This window comes from Clostridium sp. X (assembly GCF_055755365.1).
The window spans coordinates 326,249-343,431 of sequence record NZ_CM146912.1; the positions used below are offsets into that span (position 1 = coordinate 326,249).

A 17,183-nucleotide genomic window follows, 5' to 3' on the forward strand; every position below is an offset into this window, starting at 1 on the left:
TCTGATTTTTATATTATCATATTTTTAAATTCATCTTCACTTATAACTTTTATATTAAGCTCAACTGCTTTTTCATACTTTGACCCTGGATCTTTTCCAACTATAACGTAGTCAGTTTTCTTACTTACGCTTCCTGAAACTTTTGCCCCAAGTGAATCTAGTTTTTCTTTTATTTCATTTCTTGAATAAGTTTCTAAAGAACCAGTAACCACTACAGTTTTCCCATTAAATATATTTTCTTTCACAATTTCTTCTTCAAAATGAGGGTTTACCCCTAAATTCAGTAATTCTTCTATACTCTTTAGTATTTTATCATCTCTAAAAAACTCTACAATACTACTTGCTACAATATCACCAATATCTTCTACTGATACAAGTTCTTCAACGCTAACTTTTTTTAAATTTTCTAAAGTTTTAAATCTCTTAACTAAATCTATACTAGTCTTCTTTCCTACATTTGAAATTCCTAGTGCATATATAAATGAAGCTAGTTCACAGTTTTTGCTATTTTCTATGGCCTGCAATAAATTTTCTGCCTTCTTATCTCCAAATCTCTCTAACTTTAGTAGATCTTCTTTTGTGATTCTATAAAGATCTGATATAGACTTTATATCTAAGTCTTCAAATAGTTGTTCAGCTGTCTTTTCACTAAAACCTGATATATTCATAGCTTCTCTACTGCCAAAATGAACTATAGATTTTACAAGCTGTGGCTTACAAGAAAGTGAGTTTTCACAATAATAGTGAACTCCCTGTTGAATTACCTCACTACCACAGTAAGGGCAATTTGTTGGAGGTTCTATTTCTTTTAAACCATCTCCTATATTCTCATCTACTACTCCTAGTATTTCAGGAATTACATCATTAGAACGGCGTATAAACACATTACTTCCTATTTTTACACCTTTTCTATTTACGTCATCTATATTATTTAAGGTAGCTCTCTTTACTGTAACTCCAGCAATTTCAACTGGGTCTAATAAGGCAGTCGGGGTAACCCTTCCACTTCTCCCTACATTCCATTCTACATCTAAAAGTGTTGTAGTTGCTTCCTGTGCCTCAAACTTATAAGCTAGAGACCACTTTGGGAACTTAATTGTATAACCAATAATCTCTCTAGTCTTAATATGGTCAACAGCAATTACAATACCATCTATTTCATAATTCAAGCTATCTCTTATGGAATTTATATAATCTATTTCTTTTTCTATTTCTTCTACACTTGAACATACTTTAATGTAATCGTCTATTGAAAAGCCTTTTTCTTTTATAAACTGCAGCATATCCAAGTATGTTTCAAAAAGTTTGCCTTCATTATACACTACATTATAAAAAAATGCTGATAAATTCCTTCTTGCAGTTTCCTTTACATTCAAATTTCTTAGTGCTCCAGCTGCTCCATTTCTCAAATTTTTAAGTGGAACCTCTGCTACTTTATTATATTCTCTAAAAGCCTCTTTTGTCATTATTGCCTCACCATGTACCTCTATTAAAGCATGGTTATCTATTCTTAGAGGAATAGTTTTAATGGTTTTTGCTTGTGCTGTAATATTTTCTCCAACAAATCCAGTTCCTCTAGTAGCTGCTGTTACCATTATTCCCTCTTCATTATATGTACAATTAATTGTCAATCCATCAAACTTCTTAGTTACAATATACTTTATATCCGGAAGTCTATCATCATGGTTTAAATTATATTCATTTATAATCTTAACATTTTTATTATGCCACTCTCTTAACTCTTGTAGGTTTTGAGCCTTACCTAAGCTCCAAAGTTTACCCTTGTGTATGTGCTTTTTAAATTCTGATAATACTACATCACCTACTCTTTGAGTTGGCGAATAGGGAAGTATAATTCCTGTTTCATCCTCTAGTCTTACTAGCTTATCATACTTTCTATCATATTCCTTATCTGCTACACTTGGATTATCTAGAGTGTAGTATTCATAAGCTAATCTATTAAGCTCTTCCACAAGCTCAGAAACTCTTTGCTTTCTATCTTCCACAACTCTCACCTTTCCTCGCTTAATTACTGCAAAACATATAATTAGAGAATAATTGACAATTATATATTTCAATTGTCAATTATTCTTTTTAGTACCTTTTATTTAAATTAGTTTAAGTGGTGACATACTAAACATAAGTTGTTTAATTCCCATATTTTCAAAAGCAATAGTAACCTTTACATCATCCGCTGCTTTCATGGCACTTATTATAGTTCCTATTCCGAACTTTTCATGCCTAACTTTTCTCCCAGCACTTATCTCATTTATATCTGTTTTAGCATTAGAAGTAGCTAATGAATCTTCTTCTGATTTTCTTAGTTGAAAACTAGACACACTATGGGATGTGATATTGTGGTTTCTTAAAATATCACCAAGTGTTCCAGTACTACCTGCACTACTTCTTCTCTCACTTGCAAGTTCTTTTAAATCTGGAGCTATTTCATTTATAAAATCAGATTCTGCATAGCTTACAGTTCTACCAAATACTCTTCTAGTATTTGCAGAGGTCATATATAACTTTTCTTTTGCTCTAGTTATTCCTACATAACAAAGTCTGCGAGACTCTTCCATTTCAGCAAAGTTATCCATAGCCTGGGTTCCTGGAAATATACCATTCTCCATTCCAGCCATAAACACTACAGGAAACTCTAATCCTTTTGCACTGTGAACAGTCATCATGACAACAGTATCTGTATCTTCATTATAATTGTCTACGTCTGATACCAATGCTACCTTTTCCAAAAAGGTAGAAAGGGATTTATCTTCTGATGTATTTTCAAATTCTACTGCTGCTGATACTAATTCTTTTATATTTTCGATTCTACTAATATCTTCTATCTCTTTTGAATTTTTTAATTCTTTTATATATCCTGTACTTTCTAGTATTTCTTCAATAAGCTTCGCTACACCAACTTTATCCTTTGTTCTAGTGAAGCTATTTATAAGACTTGTGAACTTATTTATGGATGCAATATTTCTTGCCGAAAGTCCAGGTATATTTTCAATGTCTAATAAAACACTATACATACACTCATCCATTTGATTTGCAAAATCTTGTATTTTAGCTACCGTAGCTGCTCCTATAGCCCTTTTAGGTACATTTATAATTCTTCTTAAGCTTATGTCATCTTGAAGATTATTTATAAATTTAAGATAGGCTATTATGTCTTTAATTTCTTTTCTATCATAGAACTTTAAGCCTCCTATAATTCTGTAAGGAATATCTCTTTTCATAAATATATCTTCAAATATTCTTGATTGAGCATTTGTCCTGTATAGTATAGCAAAGTCTCTAAAAGCTCTTGATTCACTACCCTTAAGACCTTTAATTTGATTTGCTACAAAGTTACCTTCATCCATATCAGAGTAAGCTCTATAAATCTTTATTTTTTCTCCATTTGGATTAAGTGTTCTGAGCACTTTGTTTTTTCTTTGAGAATTATTTTTAATTACAGTATTAGCTGCATTCAATATGTTTGCTTTAGATCTATAGTTTTCTTCTAACTTAATAACCTTAGCTTCAGGGTAGTCTTTTTCAAAATCTAAAATATTTTTAATGTCCGCCCCTCTCCACTGGTAAATACACTGGTCATCATCACCCACTACAAAAATATTTTTGTGAGCTTCAGCTAGCATTCTAACTAATTCATATTGTGTTTTATTTGTGTCTTGATACTCATCTACCATTATGTATTTAAATTTATTTTGATAAAATTTTAAAACATCTGAATTTTTCTTAAAAAGTTCAACAGTTTTAAAAATTAAATCATCAAAATCTAAGGCATTGTTAGCTTTTAATCTTTTTTGATATAAAAGATAAGCATCTGCTATTTTATTTTTTCTGAAGTCTTTTTCATTTAATTTCTTATATTCTTCAGCTGTTATCATATTATCTTTTTGCTTACCAATTTTATTTATTATTTCTTTTTCATCTATATCTTTTTCATTAATATTTAATTCCTGCATACATTGTTTAACTAAGGCTTTCTGGTCTGAGCTATCATATATAGCAAAGTTTTTACTGTACCCTAATTTATCTATTTCTCGTCTCAAAATTCTAACACAACAAGAGTGAAAGGTAGATACCCACATACTTTCGATATCACTTTTAACTAATTTCCTTATTCTCTCCTTCATTTCTCCTGCTGCTTTGTTTGTAAATGTTATAGCTAGTATATTGTAATTAGGAACTCCTAAATCTTCTATCATATGAGCTATTCTATATGTTAAAACCCTAGTTTTTCCTGAACCAGCACCAGCTAGCACTAGCACAGGACCTTCTATTGCTATAGCTGCTTCATACTGTTCTTTATTTAGTAATGTCTTTAACTCCATAAAATCACTCCTTTGCAGCACTTTCTATATATTATTACCAGGTTATTCTCTCCAATACGATATTATAGCCATCACTTCCATAATTTAAGCATCTATTAACTCTACTAATGGTAGCAGTGCTTGCCCCTGTATTTCCAGCTATTTCTGTATAAGTTTTCTTTTGTTTAAGCATTTTAGCCACTTGAAGTCTTTGTTCTACTGCTTTTAATTCATTTATAGTGAATATATCCTCAAGAAATCTATAGCATTCCTCTTTATCCTTTAAAGATAAAATAGCTTCACATAAATGATCCATTTCTAAACTTTCCAATTTAGATTTATAATCCGACACAAAACCACTCCTATTCTCAATATGACTTTAAACGCACTAAGTTGCAATAATACTATTCATATATAAATTCTAACATTTCACAAGATTTTTCTCTATATTTTATTATTATTATACTAGATTATTTATAATCTCATTTTGAAAGCCTTATATAAATGTATAATTTAATTTCTCCATACCTAATCTATTTGAAAATTATGCTCCTAAACTAAAAAAAACACTATCGCCGATGATAGTGTTTTGAATTATATAGGGTAAGACAAGTCCTGGGGCGGGACAGTGCCTCAAATAAAAAGGGGGCTATTTATCTTTTTATTTCCCTTACAACAGTTATTATAGTAAATCTATAGTAAAAAGGCAAGTATTTTTGCAAAATAAATTGTAAACAAACTGTTATGATAATTAATCTCCTTCATAATTTCTTAATATTTTTGCTAAAAATACAAATTATGAGATATTATCTTTCTTTTAGTGAGCTTAATTCTTCCTCAGTCAGTTCTCTGTATTCTCCTTCCTCTAGTGTCTCATCTAAATCTAATGCTCCCATTTTAATTCTTTTCAGATATACCACTGTCTTACCTACAGCCTCGAACATTCTTTTAACTTGATGAAATTTTCCTTCTTGAATTGTAATATATACTTCTGATCCATCTTCTCCTGCTGAAGTTATTTCTAATTTAGCTGGTAAACACTTATACCCATCATCTAAAGTTATTCCTTTTTCAAAGGCTAAAATATCTTTTTCATCTACTGCTTTGTCTATTTCTGCGTAGTAAACCTTATCTACATGCCATTTTGGCGAAGTAAGTCTATGATTTAATTCGCCATCATTTGTAATTAATAATAGTCCCTCTGTATCTTTATCAAGTCTTCCTACTGGAAAAGGTTTAAAAACCGTATGTTCATAATCTAACAAATCTATTACAGTTTCATCATAATTATCAAAAGTTGCAGAAACTACTCCTTGTGGCTTATTCATCATAAGATAAATATTTTCTCTATAATTAATTTCTTCACCCTCAAATTTAATAATCGATTTATCAGGATCCACCTTCATACTACTATCTTTTGCAAGTATTCCGTCAACTTCCACCTTTCCTTGCTTTAAAATATCCTTTATTTCTTTCCTAGAACCATATCCTAAATTTGATAGGATTTTATCCAATCTCTCCATATGCTTTCCACTCCTTGACTAGTTTGTTATATCAATCTATTTTACCAAAATTACTAGTACAATTCATACTTTTATTTATATTTATTAATAATTCTTCCCAATTTTATTATAATACTATCCTTCTACCTATAAAATCTTTTAATAAATTATTACAGGAGAGCAAGAACTAAATGATATCCTCTTAATATTAAAAGCTAGTACCTTAACATTGTTTTGTTAAGGTACTAGCTTTTAAATCCGCAATGTAATGCTGCTATTTCTTCATTTGTAAGGCTTATATCTATAAATCCTTCTTTACTTTGTTGATACTTATTATCTAAAAATAAATTACTATTTAAAATATCCTTACACTCCAATAGCTTTTCACTTACTCTAATATCAATAATGCAATAATCCTCATATGCCGATTTTTTATAGCTACTCTTAGCAAGAACTAATATTTTATAATTTCCCTTAGTAAATGGTATAAAGATATAGTTAGATTTTTTACCATAGCTTTGTACTAATGTCCATTCATTTTTATCCATTAGATAAAATTCATAAATTACATCCTTTCCTCCAAAGCTTTCTGCGGTTACCTCTATAGGTTCATTACAAAAAAATTCAATCTTATCACATTTTATCATAGTATTCATTATTGGTGGAGCATCATTTACTGATAAGGATATGTCTTTTACATTGTCAAAGTCTTTGGTACTTTTCTCATTTTTAGCATATACCTTTACAATATATTTACCACTACATTTAGGGGTTACCATATATCTCTTCCCTTTTACATAATCCGTCTCTTCCACCTTATGTCCATTTATAAAAAGAGCATATTTAATTAATATATTTTGCGTTTCTCTAGTTATAACATCTAATACAACTTGATCTCCTACAAGATAGTACTCCTTTGGCTCCATTAATACATAATCAATAACTGCTGGAATATATTCGTATGCTTGTATGGAGATTATATCGTGCATATCAAATTCTTTAGAAGAGTATTTGTCTTTAACCCTCACCTCTAGTTGATATCTTCCTTCTTTTTGAGGAGTAAAATAAAATGAATTATTCTCACTATAAATTACTTCTTCATGTTTTGTATTATTTATTTTAAGAATATAACTATATAATAATTTAACTCCACCCTGGGCTATAGTCCTAACTTTTATTTCTTCTCCTATTAGTACATTGTTATTTTTATTTAGAATTACTTCGCTTATTATTACAGGATTTCTTGGCAATTCATCTATATTAAACTTTAGTACCTCAGAGACTTCATACTTTCCTTTAAAAGAAACATCTTTTATCCATAAGTTAATCTTATAACTTCCTTCTTTTTTGGGTTCCCATTCAAAAAAATTATTTTTTATATATCCTGAGTCTTCGGTCTCCTCACCTTCAATTATAAATCTATATCTAAGCTCCTTTCCTCCATTTGCAACGGCCTTTAATGTAATCTTCTGTGCGATTATCTGTGGAGAACCTAGATCACTAGTAAAGCTTTGAAGTTCTATTGGCTTATATGGTTTAACTTCATAATATATTACAGCTCTATCATCATATTCTTTTGAAGAATACATATCTTTTGCTAAACATAAAAGCCTGTATTCTCCACTTGCTTCCTCTTTAAAACTTACTACCTTTTTAGTAGAGTAATCTTGAATACACTTAACTTGTCCACTCGAGTCTAACTTTACAAATTTATATAATGTGGTTCTACTATCTTCACATTTAGCATTAACCTCAAATATAATTTCTTCATCTACAAGTAGCAATGAGTTCAGACACTTAAAGTCTGTAATTTCTATATCTTCTATACCTTCTACTTCAAAATCTACTTTAGTAGCATCCTCAAAAGTCCTTTCCGAATCCATAAGCTTACATTGTACTAGAACTTCTTGTTTTCCAACCTCATTCGCACTCCATAAAAATGTATTTTCACTTGAATAATCTTTTGCTAAAACCCACTTTTCTTTTTCTTTAATAAAATATCTAAACATTGATAATTCTGTTTTACTTTCCACACTAATAGTTACTTTTTCTCCAATTTTAAAAATTTCTTTATCTATATATATATTATTAATTAATTTTTCATTAGCATTACCTATGGTAAACTGTTTTCTTGATACATACTCAAAAGCTTTACTACTATTTTCTTTTTTAGCTTGTACCATTAAAATGTAGTTTCCATTTTCTTTAGGTTTCCATATAACACTTTTTTCTTCTCCAAAATCCTTTAATGTCTCCCAAGTTCCTTCTAATCCAACAATAAATTTATATAATAGTTGTTCCTTTTCGTCACTTAATATAGAAATCTTTATTTCTGAATCTTTATCTTGTGGAGATTCCTTATCACAATTTATTATTATTTCATCCATCAAATATCATCCCCTAAACAAAATATTACTTTAGTTTATATTGTATCATAATTCCAATTATTGTAAAAGTTATATTTTAATAACTTTTATCATATAATATTAGTCACTAATATTTGAGACTTAGTTTTAACTACTTATAATATTGCAAATATTTATCCATAGATATAAGGGGGCTAATATGTACAACTTATATGCTAATGTACTGGGATTTAAAAAAATTTCCTTACATTTAGATGATCCTGATACCTTTAATGTACGAAGACTTAGCATAAGAAGCAAAAATAAAACTTTATCCGTAAAAAACTTTACTTTAAACAGTGAGAAATCTTTTATTATCTTTCTTGTGGAGGAAATAGATATAAAATATCAATGTTTTATTAGTTATAATGGCATAGAAATCGCAGCTTCTTATAGCACTTTATTTTCCACATATGATTTTAATAAAAAATTTTATTATGATGGAGAGCTGGGTCTTAACTATATTAAAGAAGCCTCTATATTCAAAGTTTGGTCTCCCCCATCAACATCTGTATCTCTTCTCATATATAAAAATGGTGACATAAGTCTTCCTGAAATTCCAGAAGAATTTCCTATGAATGAAACTACAAATGGTGTTTGGGAAATCAATATAAATAGAGATTTAAATAACTTTTTCTACACTTATAAATTAAATGTTTATGAGTCTATTAATGAGACTATAGATCCTTACGCTAAGGCCGTAGGAATAAATGGACTTCGTGGCGCAATAGTTGATTTAACATCTACAAATCCAAAGGATTGGACTAGTGATACCTCTCCAGTTCTTCCTCATTATACTGATGCAATTATCTACGAGACTAGTATTAGAGATATTTCTATTGACGAAAGCAGTAATGTTATTCATAAAGGTAAATACTTAGGTCTTACTGAAGATAATACTTTCTCAAAAAAAGGAATATCTACTGCTCTATGTCATATAAAGGAACTAGGTATAACTCATGTTCAGCTAATGCCTTTTTATGATTTTAGCTATGTAAGTACGGATGAAAAAAATCCTATACAGTATAACTGGGGATACGACCCTCAAAATTACAATGTCCCTGAAGGAAGTTTTTCTCTAAATCCTTATAACCCTATATCTAGGATTTTAGAACTGAAAACAATGATTCAAAAACTTCACTCAAATAATATTTGTGTAAATATGGATGTAGTATATAACCATATCCATCACCATAGCAATAATCCCTTCGAAAAGATATTTCCTGGATATTACTTTAGATTTAATGAAGATGGCACCATTTCTAATGGTAGTGGCTGTGGTAATGATACTGCCTCTGAACATGCTATGATGAGAAAATTTATAATAGACTCTGTTACCTACTGGGCAAAAGAGTATCATATAGATGGATTTAGATTTGATCTTATGGGACTTCATGATATAAAAACAATGAATAAAGTTTATGATAGTTTAAATAAATTAGATAGAAAGATAATGATATATGGAGAAGGATGGAACCTAAATACTAATTTAAGTCAAAACCTAAAAACCACTCAACAAAATTCTTATAAAGTTCAAGGTATAGGATTTTTTAATGATGTTATAAGAGATTCTATTAAAGGCAGTGTCTTCTCTCTTAAAGATAAAGGCTTTGTAAGCGGTAAGGTTAATTTAGAAAATATAATGAAGGGCTGTATACTGGGCTCCTCTCTATCAAGGGATAAATTTAACGCTATTTATGTCTCCCCAGAACAATCAATTAATTATGTCTCCTGTCACGATAATAACACTTTATGGGATAAGTTTGAATTTAGTAATAAGGAAGATTCTCTTGAAGATAGGAAAAACATGCTTAAACTAGCTAATGCTATAATAATGACAAGTCAAGGAGTTCCCTTTCTACATTCTGGAGTTGAATTTTGCAGAACAAAAAATGGAATTCATAACAGTTTTAACTCTCCTGATAAAATTAATAGCATTAATTATCATAGGAAGTTAGAATCTTTAGATGTATTTAATTACTACAAAGGGCTAATAAAATTAAGAAAAGAGCATCCCGCCTTTAGAATGTTTGATGTAGAAAAAATTAAATCTAATATAGACTTTTTAGAAAAAACTCCTAAAAATACTGTGGCTTTTTTAATTAAAAATCATGCTAATGGTGATTCTTGGAATACTATATTAGTTATTTATAACGGAAATAACTTTCCTGTAACTATAAATGTACCTGAGAGTAATTGGAATCAGGTAGTAGATAAAAACAAGGCTGGTACTGATATCTTAGATACATTTAACTCTGATAAACTATGCATAGAAGGAATATGTATGAATGTTCTTTATTCTACATGATATTAAAAAAATTTTGCTGAACAAACTCTAAAATTCTAGTTCAGCAAAATTAATTTCAAGCTTTTCATATATTCCAATTTTAAAATTCCTCTACTTTTTTCCTAATAAGCACTAAAATATTTCTATATAACCTCTCATTATCCTCTTCTGTTCTCTTTTTATGATTACTAGTTTTCTGTCCTCCTCTTCTAGCTTTAGCCGACAGATGTCTCTCAAATAATAATCTATCAATGTTACTATTATCATAAATATATCCCTTTGGACTAATAGCATAGCACTTTTTGCCTAGAACCATAGCAGCTACCCCATAGTCTTGAGTTACAATAATATCTCCCTTCTCGGCCTCATTTGCAATCTTCATGTCTACACTTTGAAAACCCTTATCTACAATTCTTACTTCGCTATAATCACTAGTTATGTTGTGATTTATATCTGTAAACATTAATACATTTATATTATTTTCTTTTGCTGCATCCTCAATTACGTCTCTACCCGGACAAGCATCTGCATCTACAATTATTCTCATCTACTTTTCTCCTTTAAGTTTATTTATCCCATTATTACCTGTAAAAAAAGCTCCTTCGTTGCTTTCGCTATGGAACCTTATTTCCCCGCTGTTGTGCTCTGTAGTACAAGAATATTATTAATATTCTTGCCTTCGACGACGCATCCGCGTCTGAGCACCCTCCTTAAAGAAGCAGGGAACCTTTCCCCTGCACCCCTTTTTTTATTCTATAGAATATCTACTAAATATTAAAATAGTTATCCACAAATTATTTTTTTATAATTTCCTATAGAATAAAAAATTCCACCTGAAGCTAAGAGCTCTGTTTATAAAACTGTATTAAATTTTGATTTAAAAATATTTTTTATAATATTATAACTTAATTCGTACACATATCGTATATATTTTAGGAATATAATTGAACATTTAACATAGTATTCCTAAATATATTCGGAGGTAATTATATGAATAAGAAAAAATTGTTTTCTGTACTACTAACATGTTCAGTTCTTGCAAGTACTATAATCCCTGCATTTGCAATGGATAATAGTACTATAAGTTTTAAACCTGAAATTAGTTCTCCTTCAGTTACGACCTATAAAGAACAAAACCTTGGATTAGCCAAAGAAGAAGCACTTAAAAAGAGTACAGAGTTACTTAAAAACTACTTTTCCATTATAATTAATGAAAAAGATTTTAAGTATAATATATCTTTAGACACTTTAACCTATGATGCTTCTTCTGGAAAGCGAGTATGGAATATACAATGGTATTATAATGCTTTTAAAAGTAACATAAACATAAGCGTATCAATAGATGCATCTAATGGAAGCTTAATTTTTATGAACAAGAATGAATATAATGGCAGTAGTGAATACTCTGTTCCTACTTTATCAATAGAAGAAGCTCAAAAGGTTGCTGAAAATCTTATTAAAAAGATTAATCCTGAGGAATTTAAAAGTTGTGTTTTAAGTAGTAATAAATGGTTTTCAAATAGAGGAAATTCTTCAAGCTATAACTTCAATTATGTTAGAACTATGAATGGTGCTTCCTACGCTAACAATAATATTTATGTGAATGTAGATGGTACAAGTGGTAAGGTTACATCCTATAATTGTAATTGGAACTCCGAATTATCTGTTCCTAAAACTGAAATCTATCTACCATTGGCAACTGCTAAAAACATATTGAAAAATGATATGAATATAGTTCTTAAATATAAATTATTTCAAAATAAATATGAGTATCAAAATGCTCAAAATAAAAAGAATGTAAAATTAGTTTATGAACCTACTTTTAAAAGCGGATATGTAATTGATGCTAAAACTGGTAAGTTTATTGATACTACAAATCCAAATAACACTCCAGTAGAATCTGCTAATTTAAGCGATAAAGAACTACAAACTTTTTATAGTAAATATACTGAGATTCTAGATTCTAAAACTCCTCTTGAAGAAGCTAAAGCTCTAAGCCTAATAACAGATTTAGTAAAAAAGATTTATGGTGAAGGTTACATCATAAATGATTTAAGATACTTTGAAAATGAAAACAAAACATGGTCTGCTTTCTTTAGCAAAAAAATAGATGACAAGATTACTCAAAGCGGATCCATATCAATTAATGCATTAAACGGACAAATTTTATATGTAAATAATTACCGGCCATATGATTACAAAGAAAAATTCACTCCTAAATTCACTTGGAAGGAAGGTTACAACAAAGCTATAGATTTAATAGGTGAATACTACAAGGATAAGGTTAAAGATCTCCAATTAACTTTGGTCCATGAAGAAGCTAAATATTACGAGATAGAACCTGAAAGACATTATAGATATTCCTTTGTTAGAAAAGTAAACAATATTCCTTTTGAAAACAATAATTTATATATAGAATTCAATGCTGAAACTGGTGAGTTATCCAGTATGGGCTCAACTTGGGATAAAAGCATTTCCTTCCCTGACCCTGCAAAAAAGATAAATAGCGATACTGCTAAAGAGGCTTATTTTAACAAATATAAACCTTCTTTAAATTATATTGTTGTAAACGCTAGCTCAGATGACAAAAACTATATACCTGGATTAAAACTAGTATATTCTCTAGATTATAATACTGTTAGCGTCAATGCTTTTGATAGTAAGATACTTAATAGTTATGATGGCGAAGATGTAAAATTTGATATATCTGAGTTCTTAAATGAAATAAAAGGCAGTAAGGCTGAGAAAGAAATAAAAATATTAGCCTATAAAGGCTTAATAGACACTGATAATTTTAAATTAAAAGCACAAGTTAAGAATATAGATTTAATAAAGACCTTAGTAGATGCACTTGGTTACACACCTTATGTAGTTAATGATAGTAGAGTAGCTAGTGGTTTAGATGGAGTAAAACAAGAAAGTGCAGAAATAAACGGTAATCAATCCCTTCTCTCAGATGAGGATTATTTAAAAATGGCTAAATACTATGGGATACTGGTAGAGGATACAGATAATCTTAATCTTCAAGGAAATGTAACTAAAGAAAACATGACTAAAGCTTTGGTAAGATTTTTAAGATACGATAAACTAGCTCAATCCTCTGATATATTTATATTAAATTCTAAAGATGCTAAATCTATATCAAAAGAAAATTTAGGCTACATTGCTTTAGCTAAGGGATTAAATTTAGTTACTTTAGATGAAAACAATAACTTTAATCCTAAGAATATAGTAACAAAAGAAGACCTAGCTTTATCCCTTTTCAGAACACTTCAAAATCAAGAAAGCAGTAATTTCTACACACCTTATCCTATTTATAAATAAATATAAACTTTAATATTGCTCATTTTCAATTTTTCACTTATATAAATATAAAACTTGCCAAGAGGTAATACTCTAGCAAGTTTTATTTTATTAATTATACTTTCTACCTATTTTAGCTTTGCCTCTATTTCCGCTCTCATAGCCTCATAACCTGGCTTTCCAAGTAGAGCAAACATATTTTTCTTATAATCCTCTACTCCTGGTTGATTAAATGGATTTACTCCAAGTAAATACCCACTTATTGCACAAGCTTTTTCAAAGAAGTATACTAAATATCCAAAATAATAAGGAGTAAGTTCTGGTATATTTATAATTATATTTGGTACTCCCCCATCATTATGTGCTACTACGGTTCCCCTAAATGCTTGAGAATTTACATAGTGCATATCCTTTCCTTGAAGAAAGTTTAAACCATCGAGATCATCCTGGTTTGCTTCTATTATATAAGATTTTCTTGGTTTTTCTACATTTAAATGAGTTTCTATTATATTTCTTAAACCTTCTTGTATATATTGACCCATTGAATGAAGGTCTGTTGAGAAGTTAACAGCTGCTGGGAATATACCCTTATTATCCTTTCCTTCACTTTCTCCAAATAGTTGTTTCCACCACTCACTCATGTATTGAAGGGCTGGTTCAAAATTCGCTATGATTTCAATATTTTTTCCTCTATTATAAAGGGCATTTCTTGCTGCTGCATATCTATACGCTGAGTTTTTGTTTATATCTGTATCACTATACTCTTCTCTAGCATCTGCTGCTCCCTTCATCATTTCTTCAATATTTATTCCCGCTGCTGAAATTGGGAGTAGCCCTACTGCAGTAAGTACTGAAAATCTACCTCCTACATCATCAGGAATTACAAAAGTCTCATATCCTTCCGACTCTGCTAAAGTTCTTAAAGCTCCCTTTTCTTTATCTGTTGTAGCAAAAATTCTATCTTTTGCTCCATCCTTTCCATACTTCTTTTCAAGTAAGTCTTTAAAAATTCTAAAGGCTATAGCAGGCTCCGTTGTAGTTCCTGATTTTGATATAACATTTACTGAGAAATCTATTCCTTCTAATAGCTCTACTAAATCTGCCATGTATGTAGAACTTATATTGTTTCCTACATAAAGTATTTTAGGGTTACTTCTTTTTTCTTTTGGAATAAGATTATGGAAAGTATTTGTTAACATTTCTATGGCAGCTCTAGCTCCTAAATAAGATCCACCAATTCCTATAACCAAAAGCACATCAGAATTATTTTTTATTTTTTCTGCATATTTTTTTACTCTTTCAAATTCTTCTTTATCATAATTAATAGGTAAGTCTACCCATCCTAAAAATTCATTTCCTGCACCAGCTTTATTATGTAGTAACTCATGTGCAGCTGTTACCATAGGTTGTAACTGTTCAACCTCATGTGTATTTAAATAAGGTTTAGCTTTAGATAAATCTAGTGATATAGACATATATTAATAACCCTCCAATAATAATTGTATATTCTTTCTTTAATATTCCTCAATAATAATATTTCTATAATTATATTTAAAAACCCTTTTTTATTGTTAAATTTTGTAAATAATATTAACAATTTTATACTTTTACCTGATGTATATATTAATTGCCTCTAGTATATTGTATAATTAATTTGTTTTTATCTACTTTATAAAGAGAGGTTTAAATTTATGAAAATGCCCTTATGTTTAACTGCTACTTTTATTTCTGCACTTTTACTAAGCTCTTGTGGATATAATCAAAATATTAATAAGGATACTTCTTCTACAAATCCAAATATTAGTACAAGCATTAATAAAAATCCTAATTCAAAAGTACCTGAGAGTAACCCTTCTATAGAAGATCCCAAATATAATAATGAAGGTATTCCAATACTTATGTACCACTCAGTAAAATACGAAAAAGATAATCCAGTTAGAATTTCGGAAGATAAATTTAGTGAACAAATGAAATATCTAAAGGATAATAGCTATACTACATTGACTTTAGATGAAGCATATGAATTTTTTCAAAATAATGTACCAATCCCTAAAAAATCTGTGGTATTAACCTTCGATGACGGATATGTTGATAATTATACTAATGCATACCCTATTTTAAAGAAATATGGTTTTAAAGCTACTATATTTGTTATAACTAATGTTATAGGTACAGGGGAATACTTAACAGAATCTCAGATAATAGAATTAAATAAGAATGGTATAGATATTCAAAGCCATACTGTAAATCATGAAAATCTTAGTGAGCTTTCTTATGATAAACAACTTGCTACCCTTAAGAATTCAAAAGAGTTTCTTGAAAAATTACTTAATAAAGAGATTAAATATATAGCTTATCCTTTTGGAAAGTACAATAAGGATACTGTAAGAGCCGCAGAAGCTGCTGGATATAGTTTAGCCCTTACTACCGCTGGAAAATGGTCTGATAAAACTGATGGAATTTTCACATTAGACAGAGTTTATATAAGCGGTTTTCATAATATAGATACTTTTAAAACTAGAATAAGTGACCCTAACTATGCTGCTAATGTAGAAACTTCATCCACTAATACAAATACCACTCAACTTCAAAAAGAGATTGAAACTCAATATAATAAAGCTTATGGACTGTTTTTTCAGGGTAAATATAAAGAAGCTATAACTCTAGCAGATAACATTGTAAAAAAAGATATTAATTTTTATAAAGCTTACAACATTAAAGGAATCGCATTATGCTTCTCTAGTAACTTTGAAGAAGGAATGAAAAATATAGATAAATCCTTAAACATAAAACCTGACTTTGCTTACGGAAGATTTAATAAAGCCTTGGCCTATGAATTATATGGTCATTATGACGATTCTTTAAAATGGTACGATGAGGCCTTAGAGGTTGAAAATTATGTGTGGAGCCATTATGGAAAAGCTAGCATATACGGAAGACTTGGAGATGTAGAAAATACTGTGAAGTATTTAAAAATAGCTATTAGCATGAATGGCGGTGTTAAAGAGGAAGCTAGACATGAAAAAGATTTTGATAAAGTAAGAAATAGTGATGCATTTAAAAAGTTAGTTCAATAGTAAAAGATGAGTACAAGAAAAATATTTCTGTACTCATTTTTTAACTATATTTTATACTCTTGAGTGAAGCTAATTTCAATCCCATATATGAGCCAAATAATCCAAGTGCATATATACATAGGGATAAAATAATAACTGTTGTAGTTCCACCAAAAATTAAACTAGTAGAAAATATAGTACCAACTTTTTTAATCTTAGATATAAGAATTGTAAGCATAAATCTTAAAAAAGGTGCCATAGTTACAAATTTAGAACCTGACCCTGGGAAAATACCCCCTATTATATAAAGA

11 protein-coding genes are annotated in these 17,183 nt (G+C 29.5%); 3 read left to right on the plus strand and 8 right to left on the minus strand.

Annotated features, from left to right (window positions below; all coding sequences use genetic code 11):
- Positions 1 to 8: 8 nt before the first annotated feature.
- The 5 genes from ligA to ACX0KU_RS01655 all read right to left on the minus strand — a co-directional run bounded on the left by ligA (position 9) and on the right by ACX0KU_RS01655 (position 8,208).
- Positions 9 to 2,006: an NAD-dependent DNA ligase LigA gene (gene ligA, locus ACX0KU_RS01635; RefSeq protein WP_472992383.1), complete on the minus strand. Its 1,998-nt coding sequence runs from the start codon at positions 2,004 to 2,006 to the stop codon at positions 9 to 11.
- A gap of 102 nt (positions 2,007 to 2,108) precedes the next feature.
- On the minus strand, positions 2,109 to 4,340 hold the full coding sequence (gene pcrA, locus ACX0KU_RS01640; protein ID WP_472991191.1) for a DNA helicase PcrA: 2,232 nt from the start codon (positions 4,338 to 4,340) through the stop codon (positions 2,109 to 2,111).
- Positions 4,341 to 4,374: 34 nt separating this feature from the next.
- Positions 4,375 to 4,671 (minus strand): YerC/YecD family TrpR-related protein, encoded by a 297-nt coding sequence (locus ACX0KU_RS01645; RefSeq protein WP_472991192.1) that lies wholly within the window; start codon positions 4,669 to 4,671, stop codon positions 4,375 to 4,377.
- A gap of 454 nt (positions 4,672 to 5,125) precedes the next feature.
- The gene (locus ACX0KU_RS01650; protein ID WP_472991193.1) at positions 5,126 to 5,842 is read right to left on the minus strand and encodes a pseudouridine synthase; all 717 of its coding nucleotides are present in this window, start codon (positions 5,840 to 5,842) and stop codon (positions 5,126 to 5,128) included.
- Between the two features lie 224 nt (positions 5,843 to 6,066).
- Positions 6,067 to 8,208, minus strand: coding sequence for a triple tyrosine motif-containing protein (locus ACX0KU_RS01655; protein WP_472991194.1), 2,142 nt, complete (start codon positions 8,206 to 8,208; stop codon positions 6,067 to 6,069).
- A 178-nt stretch (positions 8,209 to 8,386) separates the two neighbouring features.
- On the opposite strand from ACX0KU_RS01655, the gene pulA reads away from it, so the two are divergent.
- Positions 8,387 to 10,534 (plus strand): type I pullulanase, encoded by a 2,148-nt coding sequence (gene pulA, locus ACX0KU_RS01660; RefSeq protein WP_472991195.1) that lies wholly within the window; start codon positions 8,387 to 8,389, stop codon positions 10,532 to 10,534.
- 79 nt (positions 10,535 to 10,613) lie between these two features.
- Here pulA and ACX0KU_RS01665 read toward each other — a convergent pair whose 3' ends face one another.
- The gene (locus ACX0KU_RS01665) at positions 10,614 to 11,060 is read right to left on the minus strand and encodes a YaiI/YqxD family protein (RefSeq protein ID WP_472991196.1); all 447 of its coding nucleotides are present in this window, start codon (positions 11,058 to 11,060) and stop codon (positions 10,614 to 10,616) included.
- A gap of 443 nt (positions 11,061 to 11,503) precedes the next feature.
- Between ACX0KU_RS01665 and ACX0KU_RS01670 the strand changes: the two genes are divergently transcribed.
- Positions 11,504 to 13,837, plus strand: a complete 2,334-nt coding sequence (locus tag ACX0KU_RS01670) for a YcdB/YcdC domain-containing protein (RefSeq protein WP_472991197.1) — start codon at positions 11,504 to 11,506, stop codon at positions 13,835 to 13,837.
- A gap of 107 nt (positions 13,838 to 13,944) precedes the next feature.
- On the opposite strand, the gene ACX0KU_RS01675 is transcribed toward ACX0KU_RS01670, so the two are convergent.
- Entirely contained in the window at positions 13,945 to 15,291 is a 1,347-nt protein-coding gene (locus tag ACX0KU_RS01675; RefSeq protein WP_472991198.1) for a glucose-6-phosphate isomerase, read from the minus strand.
- A 216-nt stretch (positions 15,292 to 15,507) separates the two neighbouring features.
- On the opposite strand from ACX0KU_RS01675, the gene ACX0KU_RS01680 reads away from it, so the two are divergent.
- A complete protein-coding gene (locus ACX0KU_RS01680; protein ID WP_472991199.1) occupies positions 15,508 to 16,893 on the plus strand; it encodes a polysaccharide deacetylase family protein in 1,386 nt (461 codons plus the stop codon).
- Between the two features lie 40 nt (positions 16,894 to 16,933).
- Here the strand turns inward: ACX0KU_RS01680 and ACX0KU_RS01685 are convergent, their stop codons facing one another.
- Complete coding sequence (locus ACX0KU_RS01685; protein WP_472991200.1) at positions 16,934 to 17,131, minus strand: hypothetical protein; 198 nt, start codon at positions 17,129 to 17,131, stop codon at positions 16,934 to 16,936.
- Positions 17,132 to 17,183: the final 52 nt, after the last annotated feature.

Bases quoted from the DNA above. Each gene is read 5' to 3' on its own strand.
- pulA (WP_472991195.1), top strand. From the start codon at position 8,387: ATGTACAACTTATATGCTAATGTACTGGGATTTAAAAAAATTTCCTTA.
- pcrA (WP_472991191.1), bottom strand. From the start codon at position 4,340: ATGGAGTTAAAGACATTACTAAATAAAGAACAGTATGAAGCAGCTATA.
- ACX0KU_RS01665 (WP_472991196.1), bottom strand. From the start codon at position 11,060: ATGAGAATAATTGTAGATGCAGATGCTTGTCCGGGTAGAGACGTAATT.
- ACX0KU_RS01680 (WP_472991199.1), top strand. From the start codon at position 15,508: ATGAAAATGCCCTTATGTTTAACTGCTACTTTTATTTCTGCACTTTTA.
- ACX0KU_RS01650 (WP_472991193.1), bottom strand. From the start codon at position 5,842: ATGGAGAGATTGGATAAAATCCTATCAAATTTAGGATATGGTTCTAGG.
- ACX0KU_RS01685 (WP_472991200.1), bottom strand. From the start codon at position 17,131: ATGGCACCTTTTTTAAGATTTATGCTTACAATTCTTATATCTAAGATT.
- ACX0KU_RS01655 (WP_472991194.1), bottom strand. From the start codon at position 8,208: ATGGATGAAATAATAATAAATTGTGATAAGGAATCTCCACAAGATAAA.
- ACX0KU_RS01670 (WP_472991197.1), top strand. From the start codon at position 11,504: ATGAATAAGAAAAAATTGTTTTCTGTACTACTAACATGTTCAGTTCTT.
- ACX0KU_RS01675 (WP_472991198.1), bottom strand. From the start codon at position 15,291: ATGTCTATATCACTAGATTTATCTAAAGCTAAACCTTATTTAAATACA.